14 protein-coding genes are annotated in these 16,778 nt (G+C 61.9%); 2 read left to right on the forward strand and 12 right to left on the reverse strand.

The window, feature by feature from the left end; all coding sequences use genetic code 11:
- Positions 1-199: 199 nt before the first annotated feature.
- The 9 genes from L901_RS24560 to L901_RS24600 all read right to left on the reverse strand — a co-directional run bounded on the left by L901_RS24560 (position 200) and on the right by L901_RS24600 (position 10,264).
- Positions 200-1,735, reverse strand: coding sequence for an ABC transporter substrate-binding protein (locus L901_RS24560; RefSeq protein WP_082710834.1), 1,536 nt, complete (start codon positions 1,733-1,735; stop codon positions 200-202).
- A gap of 180 nt (positions 1,736-1,915) precedes the next feature.
- Positions 1,916-2,818, reverse strand: coding sequence for a LysR family transcriptional regulator (locus L901_RS24565; protein ID WP_059760895.1), 903 nt, complete (start codon positions 2,816-2,818; stop codon positions 1,916-1,918).
- Between the two features lie 177 nt (positions 2,819-2,995).
- Positions 2,996-3,745 carry an ABC transporter ATP-binding protein gene (locus L901_RS24570; protein ID WP_059760897.1) on the reverse strand — a complete coding sequence of 250 codons (750 nt, stop codon included), beginning with the start codon at positions 3,743-3,745 and terminating at the stop codon, positions 2,996-2,998.
- Entirely contained in the window at positions 3,742-4,578 is an 837-nt protein-coding gene (locus L901_RS24575) for an ABC transporter ATP-binding protein (protein WP_059760899.1), read from the reverse strand. Before L901_RS24575 ends, L901_RS24570 begins: the two co-directional genes overlap by 4 nt.
- Positions 4,575-5,507: an ABC transporter permease gene (locus L901_RS24580; protein ID WP_003523147.1), complete on the reverse strand. Its 933-nt coding sequence runs from the start codon at positions 5,505-5,507 to the stop codon at positions 4,575-4,577. Before L901_RS24580 ends, L901_RS24575 begins: the two co-directional genes overlap by 4 nt.
- Entirely contained in the window at positions 5,504-6,571 is a 1,068-nt protein-coding gene (locus L901_RS24585) for an ABC transporter permease (RefSeq protein WP_020813226.1), read from the reverse strand. The genes L901_RS24580 and L901_RS24585 overlap by 4 nt, the downstream gene beginning before the upstream one ends.
- Before the next feature lie 32 nt (positions 6,572-6,603).
- Complete coding sequence (locus tag L901_RS24590) at positions 6,604-8,244, reverse strand: ABC transporter substrate-binding protein (protein ID WP_003523144.1); 1,641 nt, start codon at positions 8,242-8,244, stop codon at positions 6,604-6,606.
- A gap of 49 nt (positions 8,245-8,293) precedes the next feature.
- The gene (locus L901_RS24595; protein WP_059760901.1) at positions 8,294-9,349 is read right to left on the reverse strand and encodes a dipeptidase; all 1,056 of its coding nucleotides are present in this window, start codon (positions 9,347-9,349) and stop codon (positions 8,294-8,296) included.
- A gap of 207 nt (positions 9,350-9,556) precedes the next feature.
- Positions 9,557-10,264: a phosphoribosyltransferase gene (locus L901_RS24600; RefSeq protein WP_059760903.1), complete on the reverse strand. Its 708-nt coding sequence runs from the start codon at positions 10,262-10,264 to the stop codon at positions 9,557-9,559.
- A gap of 310 nt (positions 10,265-10,574) precedes the next feature.
- On the opposite strand from L901_RS24600, the gene L901_RS24605 reads away from it, so the two are divergent.
- On the forward strand, positions 10,575-11,747 hold the full coding sequence (locus L901_RS24605) for a M20 aminoacylase family protein (protein ID WP_059761247.1): 1,173 nt from the start codon (positions 10,575-10,577) through the stop codon (positions 11,745-11,747).
- A gap of 24 nt (positions 11,748-11,771) precedes the next feature.
- On the opposite strand, the gene L901_RS24610 is transcribed toward L901_RS24605, so the two are convergent.
- Entirely contained in the window at positions 11,772-13,019 is a 1,248-nt protein-coding gene (locus L901_RS24610; protein ID WP_003520902.1) for an MFS transporter, read from the reverse strand.
- 92 nt (positions 13,020-13,111) lie between these two features.
- Here L901_RS24610 and L901_RS24615 point away from each other — a divergent pair, with 92 nt between their 5' ends.
- Entirely contained in the window at positions 13,112-14,035 is a 924-nt protein-coding gene (locus L901_RS24615; RefSeq protein WP_059760905.1) for a LysR family transcriptional regulator, read from the forward strand.
- A 27-nt stretch (positions 14,036-14,062) separates the two neighbouring features.
- Here the strand turns inward: L901_RS24615 and L901_RS24620 are convergent, their stop codons facing one another.
- Positions 14,063-15,856 (reverse strand): adenine deaminase, encoded by a 1,794-nt coding sequence (locus L901_RS24620; RefSeq protein ID WP_059760907.1) that lies wholly within the window; start codon positions 15,854-15,856, stop codon positions 14,063-14,065.
- On the reverse strand, positions 15,853-16,776 hold the full coding sequence (locus tag L901_RS24625; protein ID WP_059760909.1) for a nucleoside hydrolase: 924 nt from the start codon (positions 16,774-16,776) through the stop codon (positions 15,853-15,855). Before L901_RS24625 ends, L901_RS24620 begins: the two co-directional genes overlap by 4 nt.
- Between the last annotated feature and the right edge of the window lie 2 nt (positions 16,777-16,778).

The raw sequence follows: 16,778 nt of genomic DNA on the forward strand, positions 1-16,778 counted from the left end.
TTTGTTGTCATCCCCGCACACTCTTCCCTCATCCCTGTTCCCCGGAACAAGCCCGAGGATGTCACAGGGATCCAGCCGACGCGCGTCCGCGCGGCGGAGAGACTCCTTTCAGCCCAAGGACTTGGGCTGGCTGGATTCCTGTGACAGGCACAGGAATGAGGTGGATGGGGAAACTGCGCCCTACCCCTCACAACAAACCCTATTCTTCCCAATGCACATCCGTCAGCACATTCGAGGGAATGGGCTCGTTTTCCCACAGCCCTTTCACCTTCTTGTCCCAGACGCCGAGTTTCGGCATGACGAAAAGGAAGAGAGCCGGCACGTCTTCCGCGAGTATTTTCTGGGCTTCGCCATAGAGCTTTTCCTGCTCGCCGGCATCCGCCGTCTTCTCCACATTCGCCACGACGTCGTTGAAGGTCGGGTTCTTGTAATTGAAATAATAGGGGTCGCGCGCGTAGATATCGATATCCATCGGCTCCGCATGGGCAACGATGGTCATGTCGTAATCCGCGCCCTTCAGGACATCCGCCACCCATTTGGCCGGAAACTCGGTGGTCTCGATGGTCATGGTCACGCCGATTTCGGCAAACATTGCCTGCAGTATCTGCGAGGTGCGCTGGGCATAGGCCATTTGCGGGGCCTTGATGGTGAAGTTGAAACCATCCGGATAGCCGGCTTCGGCAAGCAGCGCCTTGGCCTTGTCGATATCGTAAGGATGTACCCCGGTCGTATCGATATAGCCGCGGTCATTCGGAGTGTAATGGCTGCCGATGGCCGTGCCGAAGCCGGACCAGGCGCCTTCAATGACAGTACCGCGATCCACCGCCATCATCAGCGCCTGACGCACGCGCTTGTCATCGAAGGGCTTGCGGGCATTGTTCATGCCGGCCACGACCTTCAACTCGGTATTGCCGACGAATGTGCCGAGGCGCGCGTCGCCATCGAAGGAGGTCATCAGTTCCGGTGCGCCGAATTCCGGGAAGGCATCAATATCGCCGGATTTCAGCGCCGCGGCCTGCGCCTGCGGGTCGGAGACGAAACGGAAGGTCGCCTTCTCCAGCTTCACCGAAACGGCCTTGTCCCAATAGGCGTCGTTCTTCTGCAACTCGACCTTGTCGCCCTTGGTCCAGTTCACGAATTTGAACGGGCCGGTGCCGACAGGAATAGTGCGGTTATTCTCCGCGCTCTTCGGCGCAACCATCACGGAGGCTGGCCAGCCGAGCCAGTACAAAAGGCTGCCGGCCGGCTGCTTCAGCTTCAGCACCAGCGTTGTCGCATCCGGCGTCTCGATACTGTCGATGGCGGCGAAAAAGCGTTTCTGCGGATTGACCGAGCTTTCTCCACGCGCCCGATCCAGCGAAAATTTCGCGACAGCGGAATCGAAGGTCTCGCCATCATGGAAGGTCACGCCCTTGCGCAGCTTGAACGTATAGGTCTTGCCATCAGGGGAAATTTCCCAGCTTTCGGCAAGCTGCGGCTTTACCTTGCCTTCGCGGTCGATCTTCACCAGACCTTCGAAGACATTCTGCCAGGTGACCTGGCCGATGGCGACGGGGGCGGCGATGGTCGGATCGAGACCGGCCGGCTCGACGGCCATGCCAAGCGTCAGCGCGGTTTTCGGCGCGGCTTCGGCAACCGTTGCCGAAAGCGGCAGCCAGAGCGCCGTGCCCAATGCGAGGGTCAGCGCGGTACGGCGCGAAAGCGTTGCCGCCTGCGAAAGATAAGTGCGTGGCATCATTGTCCCCTGTCTGGCGGCCGGGGCATTTTTGCCCTCGAAAGACCGCCCGTTGCAAAAAGAGTGTCATGTTGCAGGCGCACACACAATCTCGATTTTTGTGTGCTCCGTGTAGCTGAAATGGCTACACGGAAATGCGGATGGAAATCAACCTTTCGGGCAGATTGCCGGCCATCTCGCTTATCCCGCCGTCGCCTCGCGCATGAAGCGCTCAATGAAATCGGCGAGCTTGGAGGCGGCGAAGGACAATTGCCGGTCGGGCGCAACGCAGAGATCGATCTGGGTATGGATGCCTTTTTTCCCGGCCAACGGAACGGCGACCATCTGGCCGCTGCGGATTTCCCGCGCCACCGAAAGCGCCGGCAACAGCGTGGCGGCGGCGTGGCCCAGCACCAGCTCCTTCAGCATTTCCAAAGAGCTGGTGATGAAAACAGGATCAAGCTCGATGCCCGCATCGGCAAACAGCGTGTCGAAGGCCTGACGCGCAGCGAAACTCTTGTCCGGCAGGGCCAGCGGCAGCCCGGCCAGTTCCTTCAGCGAGACTTCCGGCTGTGCCGCGAGCGCATAGCCGGCCGGGAAGATCGCATCGTAGCTGATGCGGGTGCGCGAGCGCACTTTTACGCCGGAAAGCTTCGGCGCGAACAAGCTGACGACCAGATCGGCCTCCGCAGCACCCAGCGCCTCCATTGCCTGCCGGGCGCTGGTAATATGTACCTCGAAACGCAGCTTCGGATATTTCAGGCTGAACTGCGCCAGCACCGGCGCCAGAAGATTGGCCACCGTCGCGCCATTGGCATAGACCGTGACCCGGCCGCGTTGCAGGCCTTTCAGATCGTCGATGAGTTGGTGCACATGGTCGAGTTCCCGCAGCGTCTTGCCGGCGCGGGCGGCGAGCAGCTCGCCTGCCGCCGTCAGCTTCACGCCGCGGCTGGAGCGCTCCACCAGCGGCGAGCCGAAATAATATTCGAGGTTCTCGATTTGCCGGCTCACCGCCGTCGGCGCCACATTCAGATTTTCCGCCGCGGCGCGCATGGAATTGGTGCGGACCAGTTCGTCGAAATACATCAATGCGCGCAGTTGCATGGTCTGGATACCTTGTTTTGGCCGACACCGTCCGTCATGCCGGGCTTGACCCGGCATCCAGCGCGATCAAGTCCTTGATCGCAATAGAGTCTCTGACCGCGCAGACGCGCGGTCGCTGGATTCCGGCTCAAGGCCGGAATGACGGAAGATGTCATTTGACCCGACTATAGCGGCACCTCAAGCGCGCTTGAAGCCCTCGCTCGCCACCAGCAGCTGCCTTGTATAATCCGCGCTGAATTCCCGGCTTTCCAGCGCCTCGGCTTCCAGCATTTCCACCACCTTGCCGCTTTTCATCACCGCAAGGCGATCGCACATGTGGCTGATGACGCCGAGATCGTGGCTGACCATGACGAAGGTCAGGTTACGGTCCTTGCGGGCCTGTTCCAGCAGGTTGAGGATTTCCGCCTGAATGGAGGCGTCGAGCGCCGAGGTCGGCTCATCCAGCAGCAGGATTTTCGGCTCGACGATCAGCGCACGCGCAATGGCGATGCGCTGGCGCTGGCCGCCGGAAAGCTGGTGCGAATACCGGAAACGGAAACCGGAGCCGAGGCCCACCTCGTCCAGCGCACGGGCAATGCGCTGCTCGCGATTGTCGAGACCGTGGATGACCAGCGGTTCGAGCAGCAGCGCATCCACCGTCTGGCGCGGGTGAAGCGAGCCATAGGGGTCCTGAAACACCATCTGCACATCGCTATAAAAGCTCTTGTCGCGGTGCTTGCCGGAATAGGAGCGTCCGGCCACCTTCAAGGAGCCTTCATCGAAATGGTTGAGGCCGGCAATGGCGCGCAGCAGCGTGGATTTGCCGGAGCCGGATTCGCCGACGATACCGAAGGATTCACCCTCGGCCACATCGATGCTGACGCTGTCGAGCGCGATGTAACCGTCGAAATCGACCACCATGTCACGGACGGAAAGAACTGAACTCATGCGCGCCACTCCGGCTTGCGTTCCAGAACCGGCAGCGGATGCCGGTGGCCGCCGATTTCCGGCAGGCAGTTCAGCAGGCCCTGCGTATAGGGGTGCTTTGCCTCTTTCAGATTGGCGGAAGCAAGCTCTTCCACCACCTTGCCCGCATACATGACGAGAACACGGTCGCAGAAAGAGGAGACGAGGCGCAGATCGTGGCTGACGAAGATCAGCCCCATGCCACGGTCGCGCACCAGCTTGTCGAGGATGTCGAGCACTTCCAGCTGAACCGTCACATCGAGCGCCGAAGTGGGTTCGTCGGCGATCAGCAGTTCCGGGCCGCAGACCAGCATCATGGCGATCATGACACGCTGGCCCATGCCGCCGGAAACCTCGTGCGGATAAAGATCGAAGACGCGTTCTGGGTCGCGTATCTGTACCGCTTCGAGCATGGCGAGCGTGCGCTGGCGCGCCTCGCCGCTGCCGATCTTTTCATGGGTCCGCAAGGTTTCCATGATCTGGCGGCCGATGGTCATGACCGGGTTCAGCGAATATTTCGGGTCCTGCAGGATCATGGCCATGCGCTTGCCGCGCATGATCCGCCGCTCTTTCGCAGACGCCTTAAGCAGATCGATATCGCCGAAGCGCAGCGCATCCGCCTCGATATGCGCGTTTTTCGGGGTCAGCCCCATGATGGCGCGGCCGGTTTGGGACTTGCCGGAGCCAGATTCGCCGACGATGCCGAGACGCTCGCGGCCGAGCGTGAAAGAAACACCGCGCACCGCCTCCACCAGCCCGGTGCGGGTGGGGAAGGACACGCGGAGATTCTGAACGGTCAGAAGCGGCGCACTCATTGGCCCGCCTCCTTGGGGTCCAGCGCATCGCGCAGACCGTCGCCCAGCAGGTTGAAACCGAGGCTGACAATGAGGATCGCCACGCCGGGCATGGCCGCGACCCACCATTGATCGAGAATGAAGCGGCGGCCGGAAGCGATCATCGCGCCCCATTCCGGCAGCGGCGGCTGTGCGCCGAGACCGAGGAAACCGAGGCCGGCGGCGGTGAGGATGATGCCCGCCATATCCAGCGTCACGCGCACGATGAGCGACGACAGGCAGAGCGGCATGACGTGCTTCAACACGATGCGGAAGGGCGACGCGCCCATGAGTTTGACCGCGGCGATGAAATCGGAATTGCGGAAGGTCATGGTTTCGGCGCGCGCGATGCGCGCATAGGGCGGCCATGAGGTGAGCGCGATGGCGAGCACCGCGTTTTCGATGCCCGGCCCGAGGGCCGCGACCAGCGCCAGCGCCAGAACGAGCTTTGGAAAGGCAAGGAAGATATCGGTGATGCGCATCAAAACCGCATCCACCCAGCCGCCGGCATAACCGGAAACCGTACCGACGATAAGGCCGACGGGGGCCGCGATGATGGCGACCAGCAGAACCACGAACAGCGTCAGCCGCGAACCGTGGATGAGGCGCGAGAGAATATCGCGGCCCTGATCGTCGGTGCCTAGCAGATAACCTTCCGTGCCGGGCGGCAACAGCCGGGCATTGCGCAGATCGCCCTGCACCGGGTTATGCGGGGCCAGAACATCGGCAAACAGCGCCACGAACAGCAGCGCGATGATGATGGCCAGCCCGAGCAGCGCCAGACGGTTTTCCGAAAAGCGCCGCCAGATGACATAGGCGCGGCCAAGCCGCGCCTGTTTGCGCGAGGCCGGCCGGTCGGAGAGCAGCCATTCGCGGCTATAGGGTTTGATCGTATCGGTCGAAAGGGTCATCGGCTGCGCGTCCTTGGATCGAGCGTCCGGTAAAGCAGATCGGAGAAGAGATTGATGCCGACGAAGATGGCGCCGATCACGATCGTGCCGCCAAGAACGGCATTCATATCCGCATTCTGCAGGGAATTGGTGATGTAAAGGCCGAGCCCCGGCCAGGCGAAGATGGTTTCGGTAAGCACCGAACCTTCGAGCAGACCGGCATAGGACAGCGCAATCACCGTTACCAGCGGCACGGCGGCGTTGCGCAGCGCGTGGAACCAGATGATGCGGGTTTCCGAAAGCCCCTTGGCGCGGGCCGCGACGATATATTCCTGGCCAAGCTCGTTCAGCATGAAGGAGCGCGTCATGCGGCTGATATAGGCCAGCGAAAAATAGCCGAGCAGACAGGCCGGCAGGATGATGTGGCGGAAGAGATCCCACAACACGTCCCATTGCCGCTGCCAGATCGCGTCGATCAGGAAGAAGCCCGTGACCGGCGTGAAGGTGAATTCATAAACGATGTCCATGCGGCCGGGATAAGCCACCCATTGCAGCCGGGCGTAAAACACCAGCAGCGCCAGGAGGCCGAGCCAGAAGATCGGCACGGAATAACCGATGAGGCCGATGACGCGCACCACCTGGTCGGCAAAGCTGCCGCGCTTGACGGCGGCAAGCACGCCGAGCGGAATGCCGAAGACGGCGCCGATGATGGTGCCGAGCGTGGCAAGTTCAATCGTCGCCGGGAACACCCGCTTGATATCCTCCATCACCGGATTGGTGGTGAGGACGGAGGTGCCGAAATCGCCCGATAGCGCCTGTTTCAGATAAAGGAAGAACTGCTGCCAGAGCGGCAGGTTGAGGCCGAGCTGCTCGCGCACCCGCTCGACCACATGCGCAGGCGCACGGTCGCCGACGATCGCCAGCGCGGGATCGATCGGCACGACGCGGCCAATGAAGAATGTGACCGCCATCAGCCCCAGAAAGGTGGTGATGACGGTGACGGCGAAGCCGAGAACGGCTTTCACGCGGGCATTGGCACGGCGTTTGCCGTGCCTCGCCCTGCTGTTGGTTTCAACCATGCTCATTCAACGATCTCCAAGGGACCGATCCTTCCGGATCATTCCTTGGAAATGGTGTAGACGAAGTTGGTGTCGAAGCTCGGTCCGAGCTTCAGGCCCTTCAGCTTGGCGGAATATCCCGCCACTTCCGTCTGCTGGAAGATGATGACGAAGGGACCCTTCGCCAGAACTTCCTTCTGCAGGTTTTCATAGATGGCGGCGCGCTTGGCGCTGTCCTTCTCCAGCAGTGCCGACTGGGTTTCCTTGGTCAGATCGGGAACGTCCCAGGCATTGCGCCAGGCGAGCGTCTTGTTCTTACCCTCGTCGGAATTGTCGTAGTTGATGGTGAAGGTTTCCGCATTCGAGTTCGGGTCGAAATAGTCCGAACCCCACTGACCGATATAGATATCATGGGTGCGGGCGCGATATTTGGTCAGCGTCTGCTTGCCGTCGCCGGGGATGATTTCCAGCTTGATGCCGGCCTGCGCCAGCGTCTGCTGCACGCTTTCGGCAATGCCGGTCACCGGCTGGGTGTTGCGCACATCCATGGACACGGTAAAGCCGTCCTTCAGGCCGGCCTTGGCGAGAAGCTCCTTCGCCTTGGCGACGTCGAGCTTGTAGGGGTTCTCGTCAAGCGCGCCGAGCTGGCCCTTCGGCAGGAAGGTCTGGTGAACTTCGCCGATACCCTTGATGATCGTCGCACCGATGGCATCGTAGTCGACCAGATATTTGAAGGCTTCGATGACCTCGGGCTTCTTCAGGTTCTCGTTCTTCTGGTTGAGGCTGAAATAATAGACGGTGCCCTTCGGCGCGGAAGTGACGGCAAGGCCTTCCTTCTTGGAAACGGCTTCCATGTCGCCCGGCTCGAGGTTGCGGGCAACGTCGATATCGCCGTTTTCAAGCGCCAGGCGCTGGCCCGAGCTTTCCTTCATGTGGCGATAGACCACGCGCTTCAGCTTCGGCTTCTCGCCGTAATAATTCGGGTTGGCCTCGAGGATGACCGCTTCATTGGCCTTCCAGCCGAGGATTTTGTAGGGGCCGGAACCGGCATAACCGGTCTTCAGGAACTCGTTGCCGAAATCGGTATCGTACTTGTAATCGGCGCTCGGCGTGACCGACTTGGCCTTTTCCGTCACGAATTTCTTGTCGACCACCGAAGCGACGGTTGCGGTCAGCACGTTCAGCACGAAGCTCGGCGCATAGGGCTTGTCGACCGTCAGAACGAAGGTGTTCGCATCCGCGGCCTTCGCCTTTTCGGTGACATTGTCACCGCTGAGACCGAACTGCGTCAGCAGGAATGCCGGCGACTTGTCGAGCTTCACGGCACGTTCGAAGGAGAAGGCCACATCATCGGCCGTGACCGGATTGCCCGACGCGAATTTCAGGCCGGATTTCAGCTTGAACGTATAAGTCAGGCCGTCCTCGGAGGTCGTCCAGCTTTCGGCCAGATCGCCGATCACCTTGGACGTGTCGTTGAGATCGATGGAAACCAGCTTGCTGTAGGTATTGCCGGTGACTTCGGCGGCGGAAAGTTCGAATGCCTCGCCCGGATCGAGCGTGATGATGTCGTCGATGGCGAAACCTTCGACCAGCGTATCGGCCGGCGTTGCGGCAAAAGCATGGGGCGCCGCCAGCATCATCAGCGACAAAGCGGCGCTGGTGCTCAGAATGCGCATGGATTTGTTGAGCGATTTGATCATAGGATCTCCCCTTTTGTTATAAGCTTGATTTGGTTCGCTTCAGCTCTTCTCAGGCCGCCTCGTGCCAGGCCTCAGACAAAACACGCAGCCAGTTTTCCCGGCATATTTTAGCAAGTTCTCCATCACCGTAGCCCGCCGATTTCAGCGCCGCAACCAGATTGTGATTGCCGCTCGCATCGGCAACGCCGACGGGTATCGTCGCGCCGTCGAAGTCCGATCCCAGCGCCACGCAATCGATGCCCATGCGCTCCACCATGTAATCGATATGGCGCACCATGTCGGAAAGCGGCGTATCGGCAATGTCGCGAGCATCCGCGCGCAGCATGGTCACGGCGTAATTGAGCCCCACCAGCCCGCCGCTTTCCTTGATGGCATCCATCTGCCTGTCGGTGAGATTGCGGGCGACGGGGGTAAGCGCATGCGCATTGGAATGGCTGGCGATCAGAGGCTGGTTGGTGGTCTTCGCCACATCCCAGAAGCCTTTTTCGGTGATATGCGCGAGATCGATGAGAATGCCGAGCCTGTTGCATTCCTTCACCAGCGCAAAACCGGCGTCGGTGAGGCCGGGCGCCGTATCGGGAGACATGGGATAAGAGAAAGGAACGCCATGGCCGAAGATATTGTGCCGGCTCCAGACCGGACCGAGCGAGCGCAGGCCGGCGGCGTAAAACACCTCCAGCGCGTCGAGATCGGCCCCGATCGCCTCGCAGCCTTCCATATGCAGCACGGCGGCGAAGATATCCTCGGCAAAGGCCTTGCGGATCTCGGCCGTGGAGCGGCAAAGCCGCCACGCGCCGGCGCGGTCGAGCCTCAGCGCAATCGCCGCCTTTTCCATGGCGATATCGAGCGAGGGCTGGCGCTCCAGTGGGGAGGCGAGCGGCGTGTTGTAGTGGCCGCTTTCATCCGGTTCCTGAAGAATGAGATCGCCGGAGGGAATATAGATCGCGCAGATGCCGCCGCCGAGACCGCCTGCCCTCGCACGCGGGCCATCTATATGGCCTTCGCGTGTGCCGTTCCTGAATTCGGCCACCGGATCGGCACCGGCCTTGCTGTTGCGCCACAACCGAAGCAGCACATCATTATGACCGTCGAACACTGCGTGCATGGGAAGAAATTCCAGTCATCGGAAAGAGCAAAACGGGGGCGGGCAGACGCCGGGATGACACCGCGCGAAAGCAAACCGGCGCATTGTTCGCCGACCGCTATTGTCTGTCGGAGGCGATCTTAGGACGATCTATTCGGGCTTCGCAAGACACAAATTAGGCAGCGGTGAAATTATCACCACTTGCCTTTTGCCGGAATTTGCGCTTCGTCAGGCGCGCCAGCCGCCTTCCGCTTTCGTGAGCAGTGGCGTTGAAAAAACACCCCTCACCCGCTCCGGCCATTCCGGCCCGAAAGCGGCGATTTTTTCCCGCCAGCGATCCGATTGCAGCATGGCCGCGCCGATGACGGCGGGCCGAATGCCGGAGGCGGCGAGAAGCGAAAGACCCGCTATGATGGAGCTGCCGCTGGAGATCACGTCATCCACCAGCGCCACCCGCCGGTTCTCGATGAGCGGCAGCATGCGCGGATCGATATAGAGCCGTTTTTCCTGCCTTGTGGTGATGGAGGACATCGGCACCGACAATTCCTCCAGATACCAGAATTTACGCGAAGTGCCGAGCGGCACGTAACGGGAATGGCCGAGATGCCGGGCGACGGCGGCGGCGAGCGTCAGCCCCAGCGTCGGCAGGCCAATGACGACATCGGGCTTGAAGGGAAGAAGCTGTGCGGCAAGGTCGGCCGCCAGCGCCTCGAGCACCTCAAAAGAGGCCTGATTGACGATAAGCGAGGCGAGCGCATGTTCGCCATCCGCCAGCGGCCTTATCGGCAGACATATCTGCCTTCCGTCATCCAGCTCCGCCGGAAAGAAGGCGGAATGCGGGCCTGCCGTTTCGAAGCTGCGGCACGGATGGATCTCCTGCCAGAACTCATGCGGCGCGGCGGGAGAATGGGCGGCAGGCGATGCGGGTGACGGCATCGGTTTTCCTTTCAGAACCGGTATGGCGCAAGGCGCGGGCGGTTTTCGGCCACGCCAATCCCGTTCGGCAGATTAGTCATTTTAGCAACCCCAGAGACGCTGCGGGTTCATTTCATTGGCTTTTTCCGGTAGGGTATTACCGTTTTTATCCGAAACACGGAAATACCCTGGCTCTTTGGTTTACGCATTTCCGAACGCAAAACCGCTACACACTTTTGCTGGAAATGCTCTAGAAGAGAAAAAAGCAACAGGCATTCGGATGAACCCACCTATGACGCGGGTTTTTCCCATATTCAAGGACAAGCTGCCCATGAGACTGCTGGACCGCATCGGCGAGGACCTGCCATTCCTGACGGAGCTTCGCCACGACCTGCACGCGCATCCCGAACTGGGCTTCGAAGAGGAAAGAACCAGCGCCATCGTCGCCGATCTTCTCGAGCGTGCCGGGCTGAAGGTGCATCGCGGTCTCGGCGGCACCGGCGTGGTCGCCACGCTGCAGGTGGGCAACGGCACCCGCAGCATCGGCCTGCGTGCCGACATGGATGCGCTTGCCATGCCGGAAGTGCCCGACAGGCCCTATAAATCGAAATTTCCCGGCAAGATGCATGCCTGCGGCCATGACGGCCACACCGCCATGCTGCTGGGTGCTGCGCGTTACCTCGCAAAGACCCGCGATTTTTCCGGCACTGTGCATTTCATTTTCCAGCCTGCGGAAGAAGGCCGTGGCGGCGCGAAAAAAATGGTGGAGGACGGGCTTTTCACCCTGTTCCCCTGCGATGCGGTCTATGGCCTGCATAATATGCCGGGGCTTGGCATCGACGAAATGGCGGTGGTGGAAGGCCCGCAGCTCGCCTCTTCCGATAGCTGGCGCGTGACGTTCAAAGGCATCGGCACCCACGGCGCCAAACCACATCTCGGCCGCGATCCGGTGACGGCGGCGGGCACCTTCCTCGCCTCGCTGCAAACCATCGTCGGCCGCGTCGTCGATCCGCTGCAGCCCGCCGTGGTCAGCGCCTGTTCGGTGCAGGCGGGCGACCCGAAGGCGCTCAACGTCATTCCCGATCTCGTCGAAATCGGCGGCACGGCGCGTGCTTACGCGGCTGACGTGCGCGACCAGCTCGAAGCGGAAATCGGCAGGCTGGCAAAGGGCACGGCGGCGATGTTCGGCATCGAGGCGCATTACGAATTCATCCGCCGGATTCCACCCGTCATCAACGAGGCGGATGCGACGAAACGGGCGCTGCGCGCCGCAAGAACCGTCTTCGGCAACAGGACCCGCAACGCCTTCCCACCCTCGACCGCCGGCGACGATTTCGCCTTCTTCGCGGGCGAAGCTCCCGGCTGCTATGTCTGGCTGGGCAACGGCCCGGCGGTGGATGGCGCGCTGCACCACAACACCTCCTACGACTTCAACGATGCGGCCATCGTGCCGGGCGTGGCGTTCTGGGCGACGCTGGTGGAGCAAGAACTGGCGGCGGAGTGACGCCCCGCCCGGCGCGATGGCCGCTCAGGCGCGCCGCGCGCCCGGGCGAGCGAGGCTGGCTAAAATTCCGGCAAGCGCGCAGCCGGCGGTAATCGCCATGATGCCGGGCCAGCCGGCATGGATCCAGAACCAGCCGCCGACCCAGCCGGTGATGCTCGCTCCGCAATAATAAAACAGCAGATAAAGCGCGGAAGCATGGCTTTTGGCGGCGCCCGCATTGGCGCCCACTCCGCTGCTGGCAGCCGAATGCCCGATGAAAAATCCGATGGTTATCGCCGCAATCCCCGCCACGATGAGGATGATGCTTGAGGCGAATGTGAGCAGGATACCGGCAAGAATGGTGGAAAAGGCAACCACCAGCATGATCCGCCGGCTGAACCGGTCGACCAGCGCCCCGCCATAGGAGGACGCGACGATACCCAGGGCGAAGGTCAGAAAAATCATGCTGACGGCCGTGCGGCCCAATTCGTAAGGCGGCGCAACGAGGCGAAAGGCACAATAGTTGAAAACGGTGGTGAAAACGCTCGTCAGCATCGCGCCCAGAAAATAGAACCGCCGAAGTTCCGGGTTTCCAAGATGTTGCGCCCATATTCTCAGATGATTTTTAAGCGGCATGTGCTGCGGCCGGAAATTCCGCGAGGGCGGAAGCAACAGCAGGAAGCCGATGGCCGCGAGGATGCAGACCGCCCCCAGCGCATACATTGCCACCTGCCAGGAGGTATAGGCGGACACCAGCCCCATGCCGACACGTCCCGCCATGGAGCCGAAGGCCGTGCCGCCGACATAAAGCCCCATCGCCTTGCCGAGGCTGGAAGGTTCGATCTCCTCGGCAAGATAAGCCATGGCGACGGCCGGAACGCCGCCGAGCACGAAGCCTTCCAGCGCACGGGCGGCAAGCAGCCATGCCCAGCCTTGCGTGCTTGCTGCGATGATATTGGCGATGGCGGCCAGCATCATCGAAACGAACATCAGATTTCGGCGGGTGAAGAGCTGGGCAAAGGCCCCGCTGAGAAGAATGGCGAAGGCAAGCGTTCCCGTCGTCAGCGACAAAGCGAGCGATGCGGTTGCAGGGTTGATGCCGAATTCCGCCGGAAATTCCGGTAGCAGCGGCTGTACGCAATAGATCAGCGAAAAGCTGGCGAAGCCCGCGAGGAAAAGCGCCCAGCTCGCCCGGCGAAACTGGCGGCTTCCCTGCCGTATCCAGAGCACATCCGGCGGCTCCTCCGTCATAACGATCGGCGGGGTGAAATCCTGTTTTTTGAGCTGGCGCATCGGGTTTGTCCTTTTCGCTCCCAGCTATAGCGCAGCTCCGTCTTTCATTCTAATATATGGAAGGCGTTCCCATCATATCTGGATCTAATATCATGGAACTCAGGCACATCCGCTATTTTCTGGCCATCGCCAATGAAGGCAGTTTTACGCGGGCGGCAGAACATCTGGGAATCGCGCAGCCGCCGCTCAGCCAGCAGATAAAGGTTCTGGAACAGGAAATCGGCGTGCGGCTGTTCCGGCGTCTCGCGCATGGCGCGGAACTGACACCGGCGGGCCATGCCTTTCGTGCTGCGGTAACCCATATTCCGCATCAGGTGGGCGAAGGTGTCCGGCTCGCACGCAGGGCGGCGGCCGGTGAAACCGGCATTCTCAGAATAGGCGTTACCGGCACGGCGGCGCTCAACCCCCTGGTTCCGGCCTGCATCCGCACCTACAGACACCAATATCCCGACGTGGAACTTCAGGTGATGGAAGCAGCCGCCCTGGCCTTGACGCCGGCCCTGCTCGAAGATCGGCTGGACGTGGCGCTTTTGCGCCCTTCTCAATCCGATCCCGATACATTGCTCGAGGAAGTGCTCACCGACGAACCGCTTCTGGTCGCCCTGCCGGCATCCCATCCGCTCGCGCGGCGCGGCACCGCCATAGACCTGATGGAATTGCGCGACGACCCTTTCATTCTGACGCCACGCAACGTCGGCACCAGCCTTCACGATGCATCGATAAAAGCCTGCCAGGAGGCCGGTTTCACGCCGCGCCTCGGGCCGGCGGCACCGCAAATCGCCTCGATACTGTCGCTGGTCGCGGCCGAACTCGGGGTTTCCCTCCTTCCGGAATCCGTCGCGCAGGTCAAAATGCAGAACATCGTCCTGTTGCCCTCCAGCGGCCCGCCGCCGCGGCTTTCCATATCGCTGGCCTATCGGCGCGGAACGACATCGCCGGTGGTGAAGAATTTCGTGTTGGCGGCGCGCATTGCCGCGCGCGAAATACAGACGCCTGATGTGCCCGCGGTCGAATAAACCGCAGCCCGCGGATGCGGGCCGCCGCTATTCGAGAACGGCGATCACCGGGCTTTCCATCACCCTGCCCGTCAACACATCGGCAATGCCCATATCCGTCTGGTGCGGGCCGATATTGCAGGCGAGCGTGGCGCCGAAGCAGGCCTTGAAGACGAGATAGGGCGGCTGCCATTCCACCACCCTGCCGACGGCTTCGCGCAATTCTTCGAAAGCCTTTGCCACGTCTTCAAGCGGGGCATCGGAAACGAGGCCGGAAAGCGGCAACGGGAGAAGTGCGGTCACCTTGCCTTCGGAAGCGACAGCCATGCCGCCGCCGGCCTTTATCACCGCATTGGCGGCGAGCGCCATGTCGTCTTCATTACCGCCGAAGACAGTGAGGTTGTGGCTGTCATGCGAGACGGTGGTGGCGAAGGCGCCGTTCCAGTTTCCCCAGCCGGTGAGGAAGCCGGTTCTGGTGATCGGCTCGGCCACGCCGTGGCGATGGGTAACGGAAATCATCGTCGCACCTTCGGGCGGAACGACGAAACCGTCCTTCACCTCGGCTTCCGCCTCGCCCCATTGCGTGAAGCGCGGGCGGTCGATGGTGGCGAGGCGCACCTTCGCGCCTTCGCAGGCAACCCGAAAATCATCGGCTGCGCGCAGCGGCAGCTTCATCGAGCCTTCGAGCGCCGCCGCATCGCAGGCCGGAATGTCGACGAGCATATGCCCGCCTTCCGCAACCGCCCTGCCCGAGGCCAGAACGTGGCGGGCGGCAAAACCGCTCAGATCCTCAAAGACGACGATATCGGCGCGACGGCCGGCGGCGATGAGGCCGAGATCGGCACGGCCGAGCCTTTGGGCTGCATTCAGCGTTGCGGCGCGCAGCGCCCATTCGGGCTTCAGGCCATAACGGACAAGACGGCGCACCACATCGTCAAGCCCACCGCCCCGCAGCAGGTCATCCGGGAAGACGTCGTCCGTACAGAGTGTCACCGTCTGCGGCAGGTGGCCGAACGCGTTCAGCGCTTCCACGAATTCCGGCAGCAGGTGATCGTGCGAGCCGCGCAGCTCGATGGTCAGCCCCGCCCTGAGCTTCGCCATCAGGTCTTCGGCCGAGACCAGCTCGTGATCGGAAGAAACGCCCGCCGCCATGAAGGCGTTAAGATCGGCATCTTTCAGGCCGCGTGCATGGCCGCAAACCAGCTTTTCCGAGGCAAGCCCGGCCTGCACGATACCGCTCATGCGCGGATCACGCTCGATGACGCCGCGCATGTTCATGATTTCCGCAACGCCGCCAACCTGAGGCCATGACAGGATATCGGCAAGAATGGCAGCGTCGAAATCCGCCCCACCGCGCTCCAGCCCGGGTGCGGAAGGCACGCAGGAAGGCGCGAGCAGAATGGCGCGCAAGGGCAGGTTTTCAATGGATTTCGCCGCCCAGCGCACCCCTTCCACACCATGCACATTGCCGAATTCATGGGGGTCCCAGACGATGGTGGTGACGCCACGGGCAACCACCGCCGCCGCATAGGCGGCCGGTGTGACCATCGAGCTTTCGATATGCATATGTGTGTCGATGAGGCCGGGCGAGACATAGGCGCCTGCCGCATCGATGATCCGTGCAGCGTCGCTGCGGCTTGCCCGCTCGTGCACGCTGGCGATCAGAGCGCCGACGATGCCGATATCGGCGGCGCGAAGCTCTCCCGTCACCACATCCACCAATGTTCCGCCGGTGATGAGGACATCGAAAGGCGCATCGCCGCGTGCGGCGGCGACCGCGCGGCTGCGCAGCGCATCATCGGTGAGATCGGCAGGCTCGCATTTTGTAGAGTTCGCGCTCATCGGGCGGCCTCCTGGTGCAGCGCCTCGAGAATCGCGGTCTTCGCACCTTCGGCATCCACCGTTTCGGCGAAATGCGCGTTGAAGGCTTTCGCTTTCTGAGCGCGCGTCTCGACCACGGTTCGCCCGCGCGTCAGAGTCGCCTGAAGCTCGACATCGATCCGCGCATGACGCCAACCAATGAGACCGGAGGCGAATGCGACGCCGGCCACGGGATCGTAAAGCGCCATGGCGGCTCTGCCACGGCTGGTGGCGATGCCGATGAAACCTTCCAGCAGATCGGCAATCAGCCCGGCGTTTTTACCACCGGCATTGCGGATCGGCAGCACATCGGCCGGCGAGGCGGTGACTTTGCGGCAGGCATCCAGATCGACCATGCGCAACGGCAGGCCGTGGGAGAGCACGATGGCCAGCGCTTCCGGATCGGCAAAGGCGTTAAATTCAGCCGAGGCCGTGTGGTTGCCGCTGGTCACGCCGCCGCCCATCCAGGTGAGGTCGGAAATTCTGGCGGCAAGATCGGGGCGGGCGAGGCAAAGTGCGGCGATATTGGTGAGCGGACCGAGCGCAAGGATGCGCTTCTCGCCTTCCCCATCCGCCAGCCAATCGCAAATAGCGGCAAAGGCATCGCTTTTCGGCAATGCCGTCGCATCCGGCAGGCTTTGGCCGACAGTCGGAATACCGCTATCACCGAGGATAGACTGGGCGGTTTCGAGCGCGCCCAGCACCGGCATGGCGCGGCCCTGATGGATCGGCATCGACCAGCCGAAGGCTGAGACGGCGCCTGCAGCATTGCGGCAGACCGCCTGAAGCGTTGTGTTGCCGAAGACCAGCGAAATGCCGTCAATGGCAAGGCCCGACGATTGCACCACCATGATGGCGGCGATATCGTCAAAGCCCATATCGGTATCGATCCATACACCCATGG

Source organism: Agrobacterium sp. D14 (assembly GCF_001526505.1).
GTDB lineage: Bacteria > Pseudomonadota > Alphaproteobacteria > Rhizobiales > Rhizobiaceae > Agrobacterium > Agrobacterium leguminum.